The sequence below is a fragment of the Candidatus Symbiobacter mobilis CR genome (assembly GCF_000477435.1).
Taxonomy (GTDB): Bacteria; Pseudomonadota; Gammaproteobacteria; order Burkholderiales; family Burkholderiaceae_C; genus Rhodoferax; species Rhodoferax mobilis.
In genome coordinates, this window is record NC_022576.1 from 2,146,487 (window position 1) to 2,163,753 (window position 17,267).

The 17,267-nt window shown below is 54.1% G+C and carries 19 protein-coding genes and 3 pseudogenes; 5 read left to right on the plus strand and 17 right to left on the minus strand.

Annotation, left to right across the window (positions count from 1 at the left end; all coding sequences use genetic code 11):
• Positions 1 to 939: an alpha-E domain-containing protein gene (locus CENROD_RS08785; RefSeq protein ID WP_041193450.1), complete on the plus strand. Its 939-nt coding sequence runs from the start codon at positions 1 to 3 to the stop codon at positions 937 to 939.
• A complete protein-coding gene (locus tag CENROD_RS13140; RefSeq protein ID WP_022774747.1) occupies positions 936 to 2,003 on the plus strand; it encodes a zinc-binding metallopeptidase family protein in 1,068 nt (355 codons plus the stop codon). The genes CENROD_RS08785 and CENROD_RS13140 overlap by 4 nt, the downstream gene beginning before the upstream one ends.
• Here the strand turns inward: CENROD_RS13140 and CENROD_RS13145 are convergent.
• From CENROD_RS13145 to CENROD_RS13160, 9 genes and pseudogenes are all read right to left on the minus strand, one after another.
• Positions 1,966 to 2,718, minus strand: coding sequence for a proteasome-type protease (locus CENROD_RS13145; protein ID WP_081699944.1), 753 nt, complete (start codon positions 2,716 to 2,718; stop codon positions 1,966 to 1,968). The two genes, CENROD_RS13140 and CENROD_RS13145, sit on opposite strands and share 38 nt — an antisense overlap.
• Before the next feature lie 43 nt (positions 2,719 to 2,761).
• On the minus strand, positions 2,762 to 3,472 hold the full coding sequence (locus tag CENROD_RS13150; RefSeq protein WP_338010371.1) for a Wadjet anti-phage system protein JetD domain-containing protein: 711 nt from the start codon (positions 3,470 to 3,472) through the stop codon (positions 2,762 to 2,764).
• Positions 3,452 to 3,685, minus strand: a pseudogene (locus CENROD_RS14375) (DUF3322 domain-containing protein); the annotation flags it as partial. The gene CENROD_RS13150 and the pseudogene CENROD_RS14375, both read right to left, overlap by 21 nt.
• 134 nt (positions 3,686 to 3,819) lie before the next feature.
• Positions 3,820 to 6,042, minus strand: a pseudogene (locus CENROD_RS08805) (ATP-binding protein); the annotation flags it as partial.
• A complete protein-coding gene (locus CENROD_RS08810; protein WP_022774759.1) occupies positions 5,948 to 6,628 on the minus strand; it encodes a DUF4194 domain-containing protein in 681 nt (226 codons plus the stop codon). The pseudogene CENROD_RS08805 and the gene CENROD_RS08810, both read right to left, overlap by 95 nt.
• Before the next feature lie 334 nt (positions 6,629 to 6,962).
• On the minus strand, positions 6,963 to 7,193 hold the full coding sequence (locus CENROD_RS13155; protein WP_022774763.1) for a hypothetical protein: 231 nt from the start codon (positions 7,191 to 7,193) through the stop codon (positions 6,963 to 6,965).
• Complete coding sequence (locus tag CENROD_RS08815; protein ID WP_041193453.1) at positions 7,180 to 7,452, minus strand: BrnT family toxin; 273 nt, start codon at positions 7,450 to 7,452, stop codon at positions 7,180 to 7,182. The genes CENROD_RS13155 and CENROD_RS08815 overlap by 14 nt, the downstream gene beginning before the upstream one ends.
• Before the next feature lie 96 nt (positions 7,453 to 7,548).
• A complete protein-coding gene (locus CENROD_RS08820; RefSeq protein WP_022774767.1) occupies positions 7,549 to 7,836 on the minus strand; it encodes an addiction module antidote protein in 288 nt (95 codons plus the stop codon).
• Positions 7,829 to 8,140 carry a type II toxin-antitoxin system RelE/ParE family toxin gene (locus CENROD_RS13160; protein ID WP_022774771.1) on the minus strand — a complete coding sequence of 104 codons (312 nt, stop codon included), beginning with the start codon at positions 8,138 to 8,140 and terminating at the stop codon, positions 7,829 to 7,831. The genes CENROD_RS08820 and CENROD_RS13160 overlap by 8 nt, the downstream gene beginning before the upstream one ends.
• Before the next feature lie 303 nt (positions 8,141 to 8,443).
• Between CENROD_RS13160 and CENROD_RS08825 the strand changes: the two genes are divergently transcribed.
• The gene (locus tag CENROD_RS08825) at positions 8,444 to 9,109 is read left to right on the plus strand and encodes a group II intron maturase-specific domain-containing protein (protein ID WP_022774775.1); all 666 of its coding nucleotides are present in this window, start codon (positions 8,444 to 8,446) and stop codon (positions 9,107 to 9,109) included.
• On the opposite strand, the gene CENROD_RS08830 is transcribed toward CENROD_RS08825, so the two are convergent.
• On the minus strand, positions 9,106 to 9,444 hold the full coding sequence (locus tag CENROD_RS08830) for a type II toxin-antitoxin system RelE/ParE family toxin (protein WP_202961146.1): 339 nt from the start codon (positions 9,442 to 9,444) through the stop codon (positions 9,106 to 9,108). The two genes, CENROD_RS08825 and CENROD_RS08830, sit on opposite strands and share 4 nt — an antisense overlap.
• Positions 9,399 to 9,626 (minus strand): addiction module protein, encoded by a 228-nt coding sequence (locus tag CENROD_RS14580; RefSeq protein ID WP_022774782.1) that lies wholly within the window; start codon positions 9,624 to 9,626, stop codon positions 9,399 to 9,401. Before CENROD_RS14580 ends, CENROD_RS08830 begins: the two co-directional genes overlap by 46 nt.
• Before the next feature lie 285 nt (positions 9,627 to 9,911).
• On the opposite strand from CENROD_RS14580, the gene ltrA (CENROD_RS08835) reads away from it, so the two are divergent.
• On the plus strand, positions 9,912 to 11,222 hold the full coding sequence (ltrA, locus tag CENROD_RS08835) for a group II intron reverse transcriptase/maturase (protein WP_022774790.1): 1,311 nt from the start codon (positions 9,912 to 9,914) through the stop codon (positions 11,220 to 11,222).
• A gap of 46 nt (positions 11,223 to 11,268) precedes the next feature.
• Here the strand turns inward: ltrA (CENROD_RS08835) and CENROD_RS08840 are convergent, their stop codons facing one another.
• From CENROD_RS08840 to CENROD_RS08850, 4 genes are all read right to left on the minus strand, one after another.
• Positions 11,269 to 11,904, minus strand: coding sequence for a hypothetical protein (locus CENROD_RS08840; protein WP_022774794.1), 636 nt, complete (start codon positions 11,902 to 11,904; stop codon positions 11,269 to 11,271).
• 6 nt (positions 11,905 to 11,910) lie between these two features.
• Positions 11,911 to 12,255: a hypothetical protein gene (locus CENROD_RS13625; RefSeq protein WP_151194609.1), complete on the minus strand. Its 345-nt coding sequence runs from the start codon at positions 12,253 to 12,255 to the stop codon at positions 11,911 to 11,913.
• Entirely contained in the window at positions 12,248 to 12,997 is a 750-nt protein-coding gene (locus tag CENROD_RS08845; RefSeq protein WP_022774801.1) for a TIGR04255 family protein, read from the minus strand. The genes CENROD_RS13625 and CENROD_RS08845 overlap by 8 nt, the downstream gene beginning before the upstream one ends.
• Positions 12,998 to 13,261: 264 nt before the next feature.
• Entirely contained in the window at positions 13,262 to 13,648 is a 387-nt protein-coding gene (locus CENROD_RS08850) for a hypothetical protein (protein WP_041193457.1), read from the minus strand.
• Positions 13,649 to 13,778: 130 nt separating this feature from the next.
• Between CENROD_RS08850 and ltrA (CENROD_RS08855) the strand changes: the two genes are divergently transcribed.
• A complete protein-coding gene (gene ltrA / locus CENROD_RS08855) occupies positions 13,779 to 14,777 on the plus strand; it encodes a group II intron reverse transcriptase/maturase (RefSeq protein WP_202961147.1) in 999 nt (332 codons plus the stop codon).
• A gap of 579 nt (positions 14,778 to 15,356) precedes the next feature.
• On the opposite strand, the gene CENROD_RS08860 is transcribed toward ltrA (CENROD_RS08855), so the two are convergent.
• Positions 15,357 to 15,893 (minus strand): hypothetical protein, encoded by a 537-nt coding sequence (locus CENROD_RS08860; protein ID WP_022774815.1) that lies wholly within the window; start codon positions 15,891 to 15,893, stop codon positions 15,357 to 15,359.
• Between the two features lie 635 nt (positions 15,894 to 16,528).
• Positions 16,529 to 17,267 (minus strand): annotated as a pseudogene (gene istB, locus CENROD_RS08865) (IS21-like element helper ATPase IstB).

Genomic DNA, 17,267 nt, shown 5'->3' on the forward strand with positions numbered 1-17,267 from the left:
ATGTTATCGAAAACCGCAGAGAGACTGTATTGGCTTGCGCGTTATTTAGAACGTACTGAAAATACCGCACGTTTAATCAATGCAACGATGAATTTGATTTACGACCTGCCTTATGGTATTGAAGTAGGCTGGCATAATTTATTAAATATATGCGGTGTGGAAGAAGCGTTTTATCACCGTTTCAAAAATCCTAGTGAACAAAACGTGATTCGTTTTTTGCTTGCTGATTCGGTGAATACCAGTTCGTTGTTATCGTCATTGTCGTTTGCGCGAGAAAATATACGAACGAGCCGGGATTCGATGCCAGACGAAGCATGGGAACAAGTCAATGAGATGTATTTGTACGCCATAAATAATTTGGAAAATTTATCCAATCGGCGCGGGCGAGCCATTTTTTTACAACAAATTATGCAGGGCTGCCAGCGTTTTACAGGATTTCTTGCTGGCGCGATGAGCCGTAATGATAGTTACCGTTTTATTTGTTTGGGAAGAAATATTGAACGTGCCGATATGACTACAAGAATTATGGATTTCGGCACGGTGTTACTGGCTGAAAATCGTTCACAAACAATGCGTGAATACGAAAGTATGTTGTGGATCAATGTGTTAAAATCGCTCAGCGCGCTGCTCATGTATCGCAAACAAGTTCGCCGACGCATTACGGGGCAAGATGTTTTGGATTTTTTGTTGAAAAATGCTGATTTTTCAGCGGCGGTACATCATTGTTTGCACGAAATTGAAAGTTGTATAAAAAAACTGCCCCATTCTTCCTGTTTGATTACACAAATTGATATGCTCGAAGAGAATGTATTGGCAGTCAATATCGCGCAACATACACCACTGCAACTGCGGCATATTTTTGACAAATTACAGAGCGATTTCAATGCGCTACATCAGCGTATTGCACAAACGTGGTTTTTTAATCATCTAACTGCATGAAACGATTTCACTGCGATTGCGGCAACGAAATTTTCTTTGAGAATCGATTTTGTAATGTTTGCAACAATTCGTTAGGGTTTGTACCCAAGCAGCAATTGTTCATCAATCCGTTCACGCAAACGGGTTATCGATTTTGTTCAAATTATGAATCGTTGCAATGTAATTGGCTGATTCATGAAAGTGACTCCAATCCACAATGCATCGCGTGCCGATTGACGCGCATTGTGCCAAATTTGAATAAAGAAAATAATTGGCGGCGATGGGAAAAATTGGAAGTTACCAAACGCCGCGCTTTTTATACGTTGTTGCGTTTGCATTTGGCAATTCCAGATCGAATACTATTGCCACAACAACCAAAAAATGGGCAGTCTCAAAATGGTCAGTCTCATAATGCGCAGTCTACATCGCAACTGCACTCTGAATCACTATCGCTGTTATTTGATTTTTTGGAAGATCAACGCTCGAATCCTGATTCTGCGTTAGACTTTGTTTATACAGGTCATGCAAATGGTGTTGTGACGATCAATGTTGCGGAAGCCGACGATAGTTATCGAATTGCCACACAGCAATGTATGCATGAACCGTATCGCACGTTACTGGGGCATTTTCGTCACGAATTGGGGCATTATTATTGGTCCGTTGTAGTAAAACAGGACGCGACCTTGCACGCATTTCGAGAACTATTTGGTGACGAACGCGCTGATTATGCCAAGACGATGCAGCAGTTTTACACACTGGGTGCAAGTGGAGATTGGCAAAATCGTTACATTAGTGCGTATGCAAGTTCCCATCCATTGGAAGACTGGGCAGAAACATGGGCGCACTATTTGCATATCAGTGACACGTTGGAAACGGCTTGCAGTTTCGGATTGCTGCCCAGCGATGAAATCATGGGAACGTTTCACCGCTGGTTATCTGCATGGATGCGGTTTTCGGTCACGTTCAATGCGCTCAATCGAAGTATGGGAATGGATGACCCCTATCCTTTTGTGATTGGCGACATGGTGAAGCGGAAATTGCAATTTATTAACTGTTTGGTAAAGGGCGAGCCTCTTGCGTGCTGAAGTGAGGCAAACCTATAAATACTTCCTTCAGTTTTTCGTGCCACATCCGCCGCAACTTGATCAAATACTCGTTGTCTTCTTGAAAACAATAATACTCATCCAAAATAAAGCTATCCGTGTGATAGATCAGTAATTCCACAGGCGCACCCACGCTTGCATTGCTACGCATGGTGGAGTCCATCGAAATCAAACAGCAACGCCCCGCTTCCTGTAGTGGGGTGTCAATGCGCAAAAAACGATCCAATACGGGTTTTCCATATTTATTTTCTCCAATTTGCAAATATGGTGTTTGTGTGGATGTGGTAATAAAATTGCCTTCTGGATAAATCAAATAGGCAGCGTGTGTATCGTTGCGTATTTGCCCAGCCAGGATGAACGTTGCTGTGGGGTTAAAACTGTTTTGTCCGCCAGCATCAAGATAACGACGCTGTTTTTCCACACTGATTTTTCCAATATATTCTGCTGCTTCAGATAAATATCGCACGGAATCCAAATTGGTTTCGACATGATCTTTGCGATCACGTTTCACTTGATCAATAACGGCTTGTGTGGTGGCAAGATTCCCGGCGCTAAGTACAACTATTTTCCTGTCCGGCGCCGTTTCAAAAGCGTGCATTTTTCCGTAAATGCTGACGTTATCAATACCCGCGTTGGTTCTCGAATCTGATGTTAAAACCAAGCCATCTTTTAGGGAAACTGCGATACAGTACGTCATAATATCCATCCTGAAATAAACGCAAACATAATAAACTCAGCAACTATCCGGCACTGGCATGTAGGTTGGTTCGGCTGAACACAGGGGGAAAAGGGTGGGGTTGCGAAGGATAGGGCGCCAAGCCCAGTTGCGCAAGCAAATGGTGGTACCCAATGCGTTCCTGCTCCAACCTCAAGCGCTCTTGAAAACGGTCACAGCGCAGAGCATCGTAGAGGCTGGCCTCGTCGGGCGTCAGTCGTCGAAGGTCGTGGCACGCTTGGTCAGGCTCCTCGCCCCAATGCTCCCGGTGCGCCAGCAGCGTTTCCTTGTCCATCAGCAAGGATGCGGTATGGGGAAAGTACCCGCGCAACTGGTCCAGAATGGCGAAGCCGTGGGTGTCGATGTCCCCCCAGTAGTGCAGGGGGCAGCGATGCAGCCAGTCTGCGCGGGCCAGCGCCTCCCATCCATATCCGGCCCCGAACACGACGATTGCACGGGACACGGGCGGGAACGCGAGGAAATTGGTCTCGTTCTCGGTGATGAACACGCGCTCCACAGGCAGCGCCAACCCCGCAAAACTTGCAGCATCAAGCGTGATATCCGTACAGCCCACGCACCCCGGCAGGCTGGGTAGCGTGGGGTCGAGCAGGCGGAAGCGAATGCGCACTGGCTTGTCCAGAAACCCGTAGCGCCGGGCGAATTGCGCGGTGCCGGTAGCGTTCGCGTCGATGGCTTCGGCGGGCAAGGCCAATGCCTGCAAGGGACGTTTGCGCACCCACGGCTGCAAGGCGGGCTGTGTATGGCCGGTGTGCTGCCACAGGCCCTGCAATGGTTCCGCAGCGCGCCCCTTGCCGATCCATGCGAGCGCTTCATCAAGCGACACGACCCACACGGCAGCCGGCAAACGCTGGCGTCCTTGCACCCGATGGGTCCACTCCCGCCACTCGACCGTGATATGCGGCGTCTTGGCTCGTTGTGTACGAAGCCCACGCTGGCAACGTAGGGTTCGATCACGTGAATCTTCTGTAGCGGCGTGACGATCAAGAGTTGCAGGTTGAGTTGCTGGAACAGGCGCAGCCCGTACTGCGCAGACTCGTCCGAGCCGCGCCCGAACGCTTCATCGATCACCACGAAGCGGAAGGACCGCGAACGCACTGCGCCCCACTCCAAGCCGAATTGGTACGCCAGACTCGCGGCCAGCACCGTGTAGGCGAGCTTTTCTTTCTGCCCACCCGATTTGCCGCCGGAATCCGAGTAGTGCTCGTGTTCCACACCGTCGGCGCGCCACCGTTCGCTAACCGAGAACAGGAACCAGTTCCGCACGTCCGTGACCTTGGCCGTCCAGCGGCGATCGGCATCCGACAGCCCTTCTCGGCCACGAAAGCGGTCGATGATGGCCTTGACTTGGAGGAACTTGGCTTCCGAATACTGTTCGTCGCCCGATCCAGTCAGCGCACCTTCGGTACAGGCGCGCAAGTCCTGCTGAAAGTCGCGGATCTCGGCGTCCGGGCTGGGCTGGGCCACGAGCTTGATGAAGCGTCCGGGGTTGTAGTCGATGGCCTGTAACGACTGGTTGATGAACTCGACCCGTTCTTTGATCGTCTCGCGCTCGCGGGCCAGTTGGGCGTTGAAGTTGGCAATCTCGTTGATGGTGTTGACGTTGAGCAGATCCTTGAATCGCGCCTCGAATCGCGGCAGATCATCGCGTTGCAAGCCCGTCAGCAGCCGCTCATATTCCGGCAACGCAGCCAGCGCGGTGTCCATCTCGACGGTCTCGGCCTTGAATTCGTCCTGAAAGCCGGCCATCGCCTTGACCAGTCTTTCGGCAAGGCGGGCCAAGCGTTTGTCTTCGGAGTCGATGCGCTCTTGCAGCCAGCGCCGCACGTCTTGCTCGCGGTTGTCGCAGGATTCCACCGATAACTGGTGTTCGCCCAGCGCCTCGGCGCGCCAGCCGTCCAGGCGCGTGGTCTGGCCATCGTCCAGCACGGTGGCATCGACGATGGCTGGCGCCTGCTGACGCAAGGCTTCGGCTGCTTCGAGCTTGCTCTTGACCTCGCCGCGCTTGCCTCGTGCGTCATCAAGCGTCCTTTCGGTGACAGCGAGGCGCCCGCGTGCAGCGGCAAGCTGTCGGCCCAGCTCCTGCAATGCGTCGGCGGCTGCCTCCAGCCGTTGGCGCTCGTCGAGGAGCTGGGCGATGTCGCGGGCCACGGCTTGCCAGTCGATGTCCGGGTAGTGCGTGAACTCCTCCAGCTTGGCCAGTTGCTCCAGCCGGTCGCCGCCGTTGTCGCGCAAGGCGCGCTCGATGCGCCCCACTTCTTCCCGCCCGGTGTCACGCTCTACGCTCAAGCGCTCGATCTGCGCGTCCAGCTTCAGGGCATCTTGCGTCAGCAACTCCAGCCGACGATCCAGCAGCACCGTCTTGCACCGCGCAAAGTAGGGGCGCAGCGCATCGCGGCCCTCGCGCAAGCCTTGAATCTCTGCCGACAGCGCCGCGTGGCGATGCCCGTCTGTGATCAAGGGCGTCAGCAGCTCGACCTGCCGCTTGGCCTTGAGCACGGCTTGGTGCGCACGGTCCAGATCATCGAAGTGCTGGAGCAACACGTCGATGCGTTGCTCCGAGTCGAAAGGCTCCAGCATGTGGTTCCGCACGAAGTCGGTGAGGTTGCCCACCGACTTCATCGATACCGTCTGATGGAACAGCTCCAACGCTTGGTCGTGCTCGATGCCAAAGCGGCGGCGGAACCACGCGCCATAGGACTGGTAGCCGTCGAACAGCTCGCAACCTGCGCCGCGCAATTTCTTGCGCAAGGCGGCAATGTCGCTGCCAAAGCCTGCAAAGTCTTCCGCAATGCCGAGCGAGCGATCGGCCCCGACCAACAGGCGTGCAGGCTGCCCCTGGGGGTCTTTCAGCCAGAAGACCTGGGCCAGCGTCACGGACTGGTCATACCCCTCGTTGCGCTCGCTTTTGTAGTGGCCCAGCACGTAGGAGCGCAAGGTACGTTCGCGGCTTTCTGCCCCCGCAGCCTTGTTGTAGGCCACGCGGTGCGCCGATACCAGCAAGGTGGTGACGGCATCGACCAGGGTGGACTTGCCCGAGCCGATGTCACCCGTGAGCAACCCGTTGCGCCCGTGGAGGGGCAACCTCCACACCCGCTGATCAAAGGTGCCCCAGTTCAGCACCTCCAGCCGTTCCAGGCGAAAGCCCACCCGGCTATCGTCGGCGACGAAGTCCAGTCCCTGCGTCGGCGCCTCACGCATCGGCGGCCTCCTTGGTCTGCGCCCCGCCGGACAGCGCCGTGCGGTACTGCTCCAGCCGCGCATCGAAGTTAGCCAGCCACTGCGCATCGACGAAAGCCTTGAGGATGCGGCGCACCTCGTAGCGTCCTCGGTCTGGCGCGGTGCCCGCAGCACCTTTCAACCGGCGCAAAAAGCCCAGATCGACGACCTTGGTGATGGTCGAATCCACTTGGTCGATCAGCCGTGCCTCGTTCGTACCGTCGGGCAGAAACACCCGCATCAGCTCGACGATGTCGTCGCGCAGCAGCACAAGCCGCGTGTCACTGCCCGCTGCATCGAACTCCGCCATGCGCTTGCGCAGCAGCGCCAGCATCAGGCTCACCGGGTAGGACAGCGGGCGGCGGACGACCAGCCGGGGCAGGCGCGGCGCGCCGTCGGACTCCTCCGGGTCAGGGCGGCTTTGGAGGAAGGCGAAACCTTCGGACTCGTCCAGCACCAGATCGAGCAGCAGCACGGCGGCCTGCTCGCGCACGCGGGCCTGCAAACGCAACAGGCTTGCCCACAGTCGCTCGTCGTCCTCCCGGTACAGCACGCCTTTGAGCAGATGCACGAGCAGGATCGATAGTTCGGGTACGGCTGGCTGCGCAGCAGTCGGTGTTGGGGCTAGCGGTGTTTCGTGTTCGACGGTGTCCATCTCGTTGTCCCTGGATCGTGTGCGCCCAGCATGGGCGCGAACTGATGGGGTGGAAGTCCCCTGTGGGAGAACCGAATTGGACTCATTGTGAGCAATAGTGGCGCTGGCCGCGAACGAAGATCAAGAACCTGCTGGCATTGGGCGTAAGCCTGAAGTCGGCGATGCAGCACGGAGTCAGCAGCAAGAGCTATTGGCAGATGTCCAGAACCCCGGTTATCAATCAGGCCATATCTAAGGAACTTCTGCATAAGTCATTTTTCGGTGTTTCTGCCACAGAATCATCAATAGGTTACGACAAATAGGCCGCCGAAATTGGGACTTATGCAGACCTTCCTTAGGGGAGTCCGCTGGATCGCTGAGTTAGGCTCGCCGAGTGCTTGGCGATTTCGATCAGATAACGCAAAGCTTCGTTTACGGTTTCTGCATTTGGAAACGCGGCTATCACATCAGGTTCTAAGCGAACCGTATCGCAAAAGTTTTTACGTTTCGGGCCTAATTTACGGACTTGTAAACTTTGAACGTCGTACTCTGACCGTAATTCGTCTTCTGCTTCAATTTTGTTCATATGCTCTACGCTCCGATGGCGTTGCTTCCCTTGCGCTGATTAAACGGATGGAGCCGTTACGCTCCATGTACGAGACGAATAATAATCGCCCTTGTTTCGATTGACCCAGCAAGATAAAACGGTGTTCCCCGTAGGAATGGTCAGGATCGTAGAAATCCACATACAACGGATCATCGAAAACTGTTTTGGCTTCCTCAAAAGAAACACCATGCTTCGACAAGTTCGCTGTCGCTTTATGTTCATCCCATTCGTATGTCATTATAAAAATAAATACTTCAGCTTACTGGCATGGTCAAGTCCATAATGTTTATGGAAGACTCTGCCTGGCTAATTTTACTCCTTAGTAGCAAGCAACTCATGAATGGACGGGTGAAGCAGAGAGCTTTACACCGAGAGCATGAAGTAACTTGAGCATTGTGTCATAGCGCGGCTTTGCGCCGGGCATAAGCGCTTTGTAGAGGCTTTCGCGCCCAAGGCCTGCATCTTTGGCGAGTTGTGACATACCACGAGCGCGAGCCACATCTCGCACTGCGGTTAGAAACACATCTGGGTTGGAATCTTCAAGCGCAGCAGTAATGTATTCCGCGATGGTTTCTTCATCGTCGAGATAGTCGGCGGCATCGAATGGGGAAAATTTAACCATGATTTACTCCTTGTCCAAAGCTCGCGCCATCTCGATGGCGACGTTTGATGTCGCGCTTCTGTGAGGACTTATCGCCTCCCAACAAAAGCAGATAGAGCACATCCTTACGACGGGTGAAATAGACGCGATAGCCAGGACCGAAGTGAATGCGCATTTCAGAAACTCCCTCACCGACAGGTTCACAGTCTCTGAAGTTGCCATGCTCGGCAGATCGGATGCGGAGAGCGATACGAGCACGTCCTGCCTTGTCCTTCAATGCCGCAAGCCAAGCGTCAAATTCATCTGAGCGTTGAAAGGTGTTCATACAACTAAGTGTATCCAGTCGGATACCAGGATGCAAGCTTGGCGAAATTGTCAGTTCGTAGCATGTGTGGCCTAACGTCTGAATTTAGGGGCTGCCGAAGGCAGTCCGCTGGAATGAATCGTGTGCGCCCAGCATGGGCGCGAGCTTATGGGGCGACAGCAAAGCCCATCGGCTTGGCGCTTAGGGTACATGCGGCGTTCATGCGGCGTTTGCGCACAGAAAGTTTGCATTCTTACCTGGGGAGATCTGCACCGCGTGCGGTGCGAATGGATGACGGCGTGACCATGGAAGACTTTCCCACCCATGCACGCGCACACTGGCCAGCCGTGCGACAGCAAATTTGGGCGCTACCTGCGCGCCGGGGTGCTGGTCAAAAGCAAGGTGGCACCGATGAGCGAATGCGCCTTTTTGGGCTTCACGATCCAGGGCAAGAAAGTACGCTGGACTGATAAGGCCCTGGCGGATTTCAAGCACCGCATCAAGAAGCTGACTGGGCGAAACTGGGGCGTTTCCATGGAATACCGGCTGAAGAAACTGGGGCAATACGTGCGGGGGTGGACGGCGTACTTTGGCATCAGCCAGTATTACCGCCCGGTACCCGAACTGGACGAGTGGATCAGAATGCGCATCCGAATGTGCTACTGGAAACAGTGGCGATGGTCACGCACGAAGATCAAGAACTTGCTGGCATTGGGCATAAGCCTGAAGTCGGCAATGCAGCACGGAGTCAGCAGCCAAAGCTATTGGCAGATGTCCAGAACCCCGGTTATCAATCAGGCCCTATCCAACGTGTGGTTATGGGAGCAGGGTTTGCTGAGTGTGAAAGACCTGTGGTGCAAGGCACAGGGATACACGGTCATCAAGAGAAAGACATCGTCGAGCGAGCCGACTTGTAGCACCACCCACTGCGGACCCGCACGGTGGGTGGTGTGGGGGGTGACGGCTAGAAGTCGTTGCCTACCCGATTAGCCTTTGGTATGCTGTAACCATACTTTCGGCTTACGCCGGTGGTGGAAAACTGAGACTACTATGATTTCTGTACTGCTTGCGTGATAAATGATTGAATACGGGAATTTCCGGGTAAGGATGTGACGAAACTCACCTTCAATTCGCGGAAATGCAAGCGGCATTCGCTGCATTTTTGAAATGGCGGCATCTACCGCACGGGCAAATTCAAAACCCAAGCCTACTGCACATGCCTCGTACCAATTTTGAGCCTCCAATAGTTCCTGCTCAGCTTCTGGCCTGAAAACCACCTTCATTGCCTTTGGTTTCCAAAAAGCGTTGAACGAACCTGTTCCCATGGAATACTGCTTGACGGCTCGTTGTGGTGTTCGGACAGGCGACGATGCAACTCAGCCGACTCCTCCGACGACAGATGCAATGCACCTGCCGTGTTTTCAGCGATGCTGTCCCAGATGTCTTCGACAAGTTGGATGCGCTCTGCAATGGGTAAAGATCTAAAGTCTAATGTGGTTGTGTTCATAGATGAAGGATACGCCAATGGGGCTAACGTCAAAAGTAAGGGGCGACGCGCTTCAACGCGACATCCCGCTTGACTACGAGGTGTGCGCCCAGCATGGGCGCGAACTTATGGGGTGAAAGTCCCTTGTGGGAGAACCGGATTGGACTCAACGTGAGTAATCTTAACCACTAGCCGACGGCAAGGGCTACTTCGCGAGAAGTAGTCTGGAGGAAGCCCGAGTGCAAAAGTGCGAGACGACGAACAGGAACCGCATAGAAGGCCCAGAGTGCCGAGGCGAGCTGGCACATGACAGCAAAGCCCATCGAACTGCTTGAAGACGTGCTGGACAGCGACAACCTGGCGCGTGCATGGAAACGGGTGAAGGCCAACAAGGGAGCGCCGGGCATTGACGGCGTGACCATGGAAGACTTTCCCACCCATGCGCGCGCGCACTGGCCAGCCGTGCGAAAGCAAATCAGAGAAGGGCGATACCAGCCGCAAGCCGTGCGCAGGGTAGAAATACCCAAGCATGGTGGCGGCAAACGCCTGCTGGGCATCCCCACCATCATGGATCGGGTGATCCAGCAGGCCATCGCCCAGGTGCTCACGCCGATATTCGACCCGACCTTTTCGGAATCGAGCTACGGCTTTCGACCAGGCCGCAATGCACACCAGGCGATCAGGCAGGTGCAAGCGACCGTAAAGGAAGGCAGAAACATCGCAGTGGACATTGATTTGGCGAAGTTTTTCGACACCGTCAACCACGACGTGCTGATGAACTTGCTAGTGCGAACCATTGCGGACAAGCGACTGCTGTGCCTGATAGGGCGCTACCTGCGCGCCGGGGTGCTGGTCGGTGAGCATATAAAACCCAGCGAAGTGGGCACCCCACAGGGTGGGCCACTATCGCCACTGCTGGCAAACGTCCTGCTGCACCAACTCGACCGTGAGTTGGAAAGGCGGGGCCACCGCTTTGCACGCTACGCCGATGACCTGATCATTCTGGTCAGAAGCCCACGCGCCGCACAGCGGGTGATGCAATCCATCACGCGGTATCTGGAAACCGTTCTCCAACTCCAAGTCAATCTTGCCAAAAGCAAGGTGGCACCGATGAGCGAAAGCGCCTTTTTGGGCTTCACGATCAAGGGCAAGAAAGTACGCTGGACTGATAAAGCCCTGGCGGATTTCAAGCACCGCATCAAGAAGCTGACGGCGCGAAACTGGGGCGTTTCCATGGAATACCGGCTGAAGAAACTGGGGCAATACGTGCGGGGGTGGACGGGCTACTTTGGCATCAGCCAGTATTACCGCCCGGTACCCGAACTGGACGAGTGGATCAGAAGGCGCATCCGAATGTGCTACTGGAAACAGTGGCGCTGGCCACGCACGAAGATTAAGAACTTGCTGGCATTGGGCGTAAGCCTGAAGTCGGCAATTCAGCACGGAGTCAGCAGCAAAAGCTATTGGCAGATGTCCAGAACCCCGGTTATCAATCAAGCCATATCCAACGTGTGGTTACAGGAGCAGGGTTTGCTGAGTGTGAAAGACCTGTGGTGCAAAGCACAGGGGTACACGGGTAGGAAGCGAAAGACTTTGTCGAGCGAGCCGACTTGTTGAACCGCCCACTGCGGACCCGCACGGTGGGTGGTGTGGGGGGCGACGGTTAGAAGCCGTTGCCTACCCGATAGGTTGTCTGTAGCTGCTCATAATCCCTAAATACGTTCTCATGAAATCTGCAAAAATGAATTGATAACTTAAAAAGAAATAAGTAAAAACCTGCCTGGCTAAGAGTAAATTGCTTTTCCCTTTTGGGTTTTTTATCAAAAATCTGTACCGGCAATGTATGCAAGTCGTCCAGCACTGCAATATAATTAGATTCTAAGTATCCGCCCTTGGGGAGATAGAACAAAGAAGTAACCTTCTGCAATTTAATTGAGCTAATTTTCGATGAAACTTTGTTTGGATCAATCCCACTTTGAGCAAGCAAACTTTCATAAAGGGAAAGCGGGAAGATCGGTGCGAATACGATGCGAGCCGGAAGGTCTCTAGTATTTTCTTGGCTGATATCGCAACTGTTGCTGAGGATAATACCTTTTATTGATTTTCGTTCCGCAGTTTCTATATTAATTATGTCAAGACTGTTCCAGCCGTCTCCTTGTAGCAATCCACCCGGGTGTCTCGCTGTATAATAATTCATCTTCTCGGGGAAATCCTTGAGTGCTTTAATAAGCCCTTCCTTGGCTTCCTGAGTCAGATAATATGGAATATGCTCTTTGATGTCTTCTATCGTGATGTCCATAAAAACTTAGCCCTGATAAAAATCCCAGAGGTTTTCGAATAACACCTTCTCAAACTCACGACCTAGGGGCTCTTGATTTGAAGATAGTTCCTCAAAAAAGCTAGTGACAACAGCCTCAAATGATGTTTCTAAAATTGATAGAGAATATCCAGTCAAAAAACTCTTGCTAGGTTCGTGGGTTAGAGATGTTCCACGAAATACAAAACCATAATTACTGCCCCCGGAAAAATGCGGCGTGCTTGAGGATGGCTCATGCTTGCCATCCGGCGGCGAGAAAGTGCTAGCCAACATTCCGACCATCACTACAGTCCCGAGTGTCAGTGATGTTTGGTTAGTTTGGTATTTATTCATATTCTGGCTCCAGTCGCATGAGGGTCTGTTCAGTAAGGCAATCGAAAAATGTTTCTTTGCTTACGCGATGGATGTGCTCAAGCGCACTATCCAAATCTTGCTCAAGCTGTTCAACGGAAATACCGCCAATGTCCTTTATAGTGTCTATGTCAATTACAACGCCTTCTTGCTCGGGTTTACCAGGAATAATAACTCTCGTTCCAGAAATAATCTGGATGATATTAATGAACCCTTCAACGGAAATTTCCATCCGAACTTGGTATGACTCCTTAGTTAAGTTATGGCTACCAATTCTCAGCGATAAATTAGCCAAGTCGACTTGATCGGTAGGGTCATTAGAATGAATAAGATCAACATATTTGGTGGAATAACGTAGAACCTTGTCAACTAATCCGCTTTTCTTTAACACCCCAATCAATTTAATGATTGTTGCCTTGAAATCATTCCAACCTTTGTATGGCAAATTGCAGGCAACGGCCACACTGCGATCACCGACCAAAAAGCTATAATTCTGAAAGCGAATGCGGACGAGGGGAACATATTGTAGATTTGGATCGCTTTTCCGTATTACTTCAGGTATTTCGGACTGCGGAAGTCGTTCTAATTGTTTTTCCCCTTCGAATTCCGAAAACAAAATTCCAGGAAGTATATTCGACACGGGAAAATGCGCATCAAAACGACACTCAAAAAGTGCGTCTAATAATGGTTCTTTGCGAAGTCGCTTTGGAAGTTTATTGGCCATCTTTTTTTACTAAGTAGCTATGTTGACGGGATTTATGCTTCTGTAAAATAACATATTTTTACTTGTTCTTCCACCACGCTTAAAACCATAATATATGCATCATATCGGGGGCATCCAAGCAACCTAACGCTGAAATTAAGGGGCGCGGCGTTTAGCCGCGTCCCGCTTGAATGGAGAGTGTGCGCCCAGCATGGGCGCGAACTGAAGGTGTGGAAGTCCCCTGTGGGAGAACCGAATTGGACTCAACGTGAGCAATAGTAACCACTAGCCGACGGCAAGGGCTACTTCGCGAGAAGTAGTCTGGAGGAAGCCCGAGAGCAAAAGTGCGAGACGACGAACAGAAATCGCATAGAAGGCCCAGAGTGCCGAGGCGAGCTGGCACATGACAGCAAAGCCCATCGGTTTGGCGCTTAGGGTAAATGCGGCGTTTGCGCACAGAAAGTTTGCGTTCTTACCTGGGGAGATCTGTACCACGTGCGGTGCGAATGGATGACGACATGACCCCGGAAGGGTGTACCGGGAAACCAAGACCCAAGCGCCGTGGCGAGCTGCCCGCTGCGTGACGAAGAAACTGGCAGCATCGTCATTCCGGAACACAGCGCGACTTGCAGCAATGCAGGCCGTGATGGTGCAGAAGTCAGCAGAGGCCATAGTAGGTGCTCAGGAGTCGGAACATCGAAGGGCCAAACAACGAGAGACAAGGAGCAGACGTGAAGACCTCGCCCCCATCCATCAAGCCCGACCGGGCCAGATGCGGGCGGCGGCCAACACGCACCGGGCCTTGAAACAAGACGAAGTCAAAGTGAAGAGAGACCTGCTTGAAGACGTGCTGGACAGCGACAACCTGGCGCGTGCATGGAAACGGGTGAAGGCCAACAAGGGAGCGCCGGGCATTGACGGCGTGACCATGGAAGACTTTCCCACCCATGCGCGCGCGCACTGGCCAGCCGTGCGAAAGCAAATCAGAGAAGGGCGATACCAGCCGCAAGCCGTGCGCAGGGTAGAAATACCCAAGCATGGTGGCGGCAAACGCCTGCTGGGCATCCCCACCATCATGGATCGGGTGATCCAGCAGGCCATCGCCCAGGTGCTCACGCCGATATTCGACCCGACCTTTTCGGAATCGAGCTACGGCTTTCGACCAGGCCGCAATGCACACCAGGCGATCAGGCAGGTGCAAGCGACCGTAAAGGAAGGCAGAAACATCGCAGTGGACATTGATCTGGCGAAGTTTTTTGACACCGTCAACCACGACGTGCTGATGAACTTGCTAGGGCGAACCATTGCGGACAAGCGACTGCTGTGCCTGATAGGGCGCTACCTGCGCGCCGGGGTGCTGGTCGGTGAGCACATAAAACCCAGCGAAGTGGGCACCCCACAGGGTGGGCCACTATCGCCACTGCTGGCAAACGTCCTGCTGCACCAACTCGACCGTGAGTTGGAAAGGCGGGGCCACCGCTTTGCACGCTACGCCGATGACCTGATCATTCTGGTCAGAAGCCCACGCGCCGCACAGCGGGTGATGCAATCCATCACGCGGTATCTGGAAACCGTTCTCCAACTCCAAGTCAATCTTGCCAAAAGCAAGGTGGCACCGATGAGCGAAAGCGCCTTTCTGGGCTTCACGATCAAGGGCAAGAAAGTACGCTGGACTGATAAGGCCCTGACGGATTTCAAGCACCGCATCAAGAAGCTGACGGCGCGAAACTGGGGCGTTTCCATGGAATACCGGCTGAAGAAACTGGGGCATTATGTAACCTTTCCGAGGAAACCCATATAAATCAAGGCTTTACGGCCTATCGGCTTTCCTCGAAGGGAACAAAAACAGGAACAATGACGTGGCACTGGAAGCCTCGTTGTATCGCTCTTCCCCAAAAGTGTGATGTAGATCACGCTGTGAATCTTCCTGAACCATCGTGCTACCAGATAGGCCACGAACAGCCACGCTGAAGGGGGAAAAGTGAAGGATCGCTCCCTTTGGGATCGACCGTGCCCGGTGCAGGATCGTCGCCTCTTCGATTCCAGATATTCCCTAGGGTAGGTGCCTACAAAACCTACAAAACCCCTCTGTGGTGTGTCCTGGTCGGTCAGGCACTGTGCATCCATCGATGCTCACAACGTCGATCAGGAACGATCTTCCTCCTTCAGCGCATGGCAATGCATCCCTCGGCACGTGCTTTCCAGTGGGGGGCGCTCCCCAAATTTGGGGGATCAATCTGCCTTGGGGGGCGCGTAGCTCGAAGCTCGAAGATTCCGTAGGTTCCGGCTTCGATGGATGCCCTACCTACCTGGTCAATGTGACCGCAGGAATCGAGTACATGCAAGCCCTGGACGGCCATTGTGACCGGCCAAAGGGGATTCAAGCTGCATCCTCGAACAGTGGGCATACGACTGGCAATGTCACCGTCAAGGAACTCATTCGCTCCCCTGCACGCAATGCCGGTCTGGGGGCTAGGCATCGATAGCCTGAAGTGCAGTCAAGCTCCTTGCATGTCATGCAGGCTGGCCGCCCCCCGCTTCGATTCATGTCGGATTCGCTCAGATACCGCTTCCTCAGCAGCGCCAAAACCCGCTCCCTCCTGGTAGCCTGGCTCTCCTCGATGGTGGCATCGCTTGGGGGTGCAGCGCCGTTGTTCGCTGAAGGGGGAATGTCCTGGCCCTCGCCCCCTAGCCGGTGACTGTCTGGGGTGGGCAGTACCCATGTCCATCCTCCAAGAAAACCGGCCTTGTTGGGGGTGATTCCAAGCCTCTTGCAAGCACGGTGCAGCGCCCCCCGCTTGAACCCGGCCAGCTTTCCAGCTTCGAGCACCTCCCGCGCCGCTCTCGCGCCCCCGGCCAGTTGCTCCCGTAGGAACCGCCGCGCCCCCGCTCCGGCTTTCGTGTCGTTCTTCGTCATTCGTCCCTCCTCGATGTGTGCCCGTGATGTGGGTGCTTTCGGCTCAACAATTTCCAGATATGCCCTAGGGTATGGCCCGGCAAAACCGGCAAAAGCCAGTTTTTCCCTGAATCCGGGGTAAACCCACATCCTCCGCCGAAGGGAAAGCGCATGGCCATCCCCTCCTTCAGCGTGCTTCCCGAATCGGCTTTTCCGGTGTACGAATTTCCAAGAATGCCTAGGGGTGGGTACCGGCAAAACCGGCAAAAGCCCTCTATCCATCTTTCCGCCCCCCGGTCGCGCTTTGGAACCGGTGGCAGTTGTGGAACCGTATCGCGCTCGTATGACCGAAGGTTGGCCCGAAGTAGGGTGCCCCTGGCGCATGGCATCGCCATTCGGTCGTGCGTATTTCGCGGAACGTGACCGGTGATTTCACGCGAACGTGACCGATAGTGGGTGCGAAATGGATAGGGCTAGATGGTAGGTTCAATCGGTCACGCTTTCGTGAAATGGCGGACACGCTTTTGCGAAACGCCGGTCACGATGGCATGAAATGGGTACGGGGATAGGGTTATCCACGGTGCCGTTCGCCGCAGGTATCTTTCCTGCCGGAGGTGGACGGCGCGGTGGGTAACCCGGTTTGGATGGAACCGGTCTCACTGAAGTTCTTTCTGTTTGCGCATGGATTCGCCCGCTAGGGCAATCTTGTGCGCAGCATGGATGACTCGGTCGAGAATGGCATCGGCCAGTGTGGGATCGTTCAGGTAGGCATGCCAATGCTCGACCGGCAATTGGCTCGTTATCAGGGTCGATCGGGAGCCGACGCGATCGTCGAGAACCTCCAGCAGGTCATTGCGCTCGGACTGGTTGAGCGCAGCCAGGCCCCAATCGTCCAGGATCAGCAAGTCCGTCTTGGACAGGCTGGCTAATTTCTTGCCGAAACTGCCATCACCGTGCGCGATGCGCAGTTCCTCGAAGAACCGGGGGGTACGAACATACGCCACGGACAGTCCCTGACGGCATGCGGCGTTGCCCAGTGCGCAAGCAAGCCAGGTCTTTCCACACCCCGTGGCACCCGTCAAAATCACATTTTGATGCGCTCGTATCCACTGGCAGGAACCTAGCTGCGCCATGGACGCTTTGTCCAGTTTCCCGGTCGGTGCCGTAGCGCACATCCTCCAGGCACGCTTGACCAGACTTCATGCGGGCCTCGCGCAGCAGACGAGAAACACGGCGGTTTTCCCGCCAAGTCTGTTCACGATCGACGAGCATGGCGAATCGTTCGTCGAATGACAGGCTGGCGGCTGCGCTATTCGTCTGCTGCTCTTCGAATGCGGCAAGCATGCCAGGCAGACGCAGGGTCTTGAGAGTTTGTACGGTCTGTTCCATCAACAT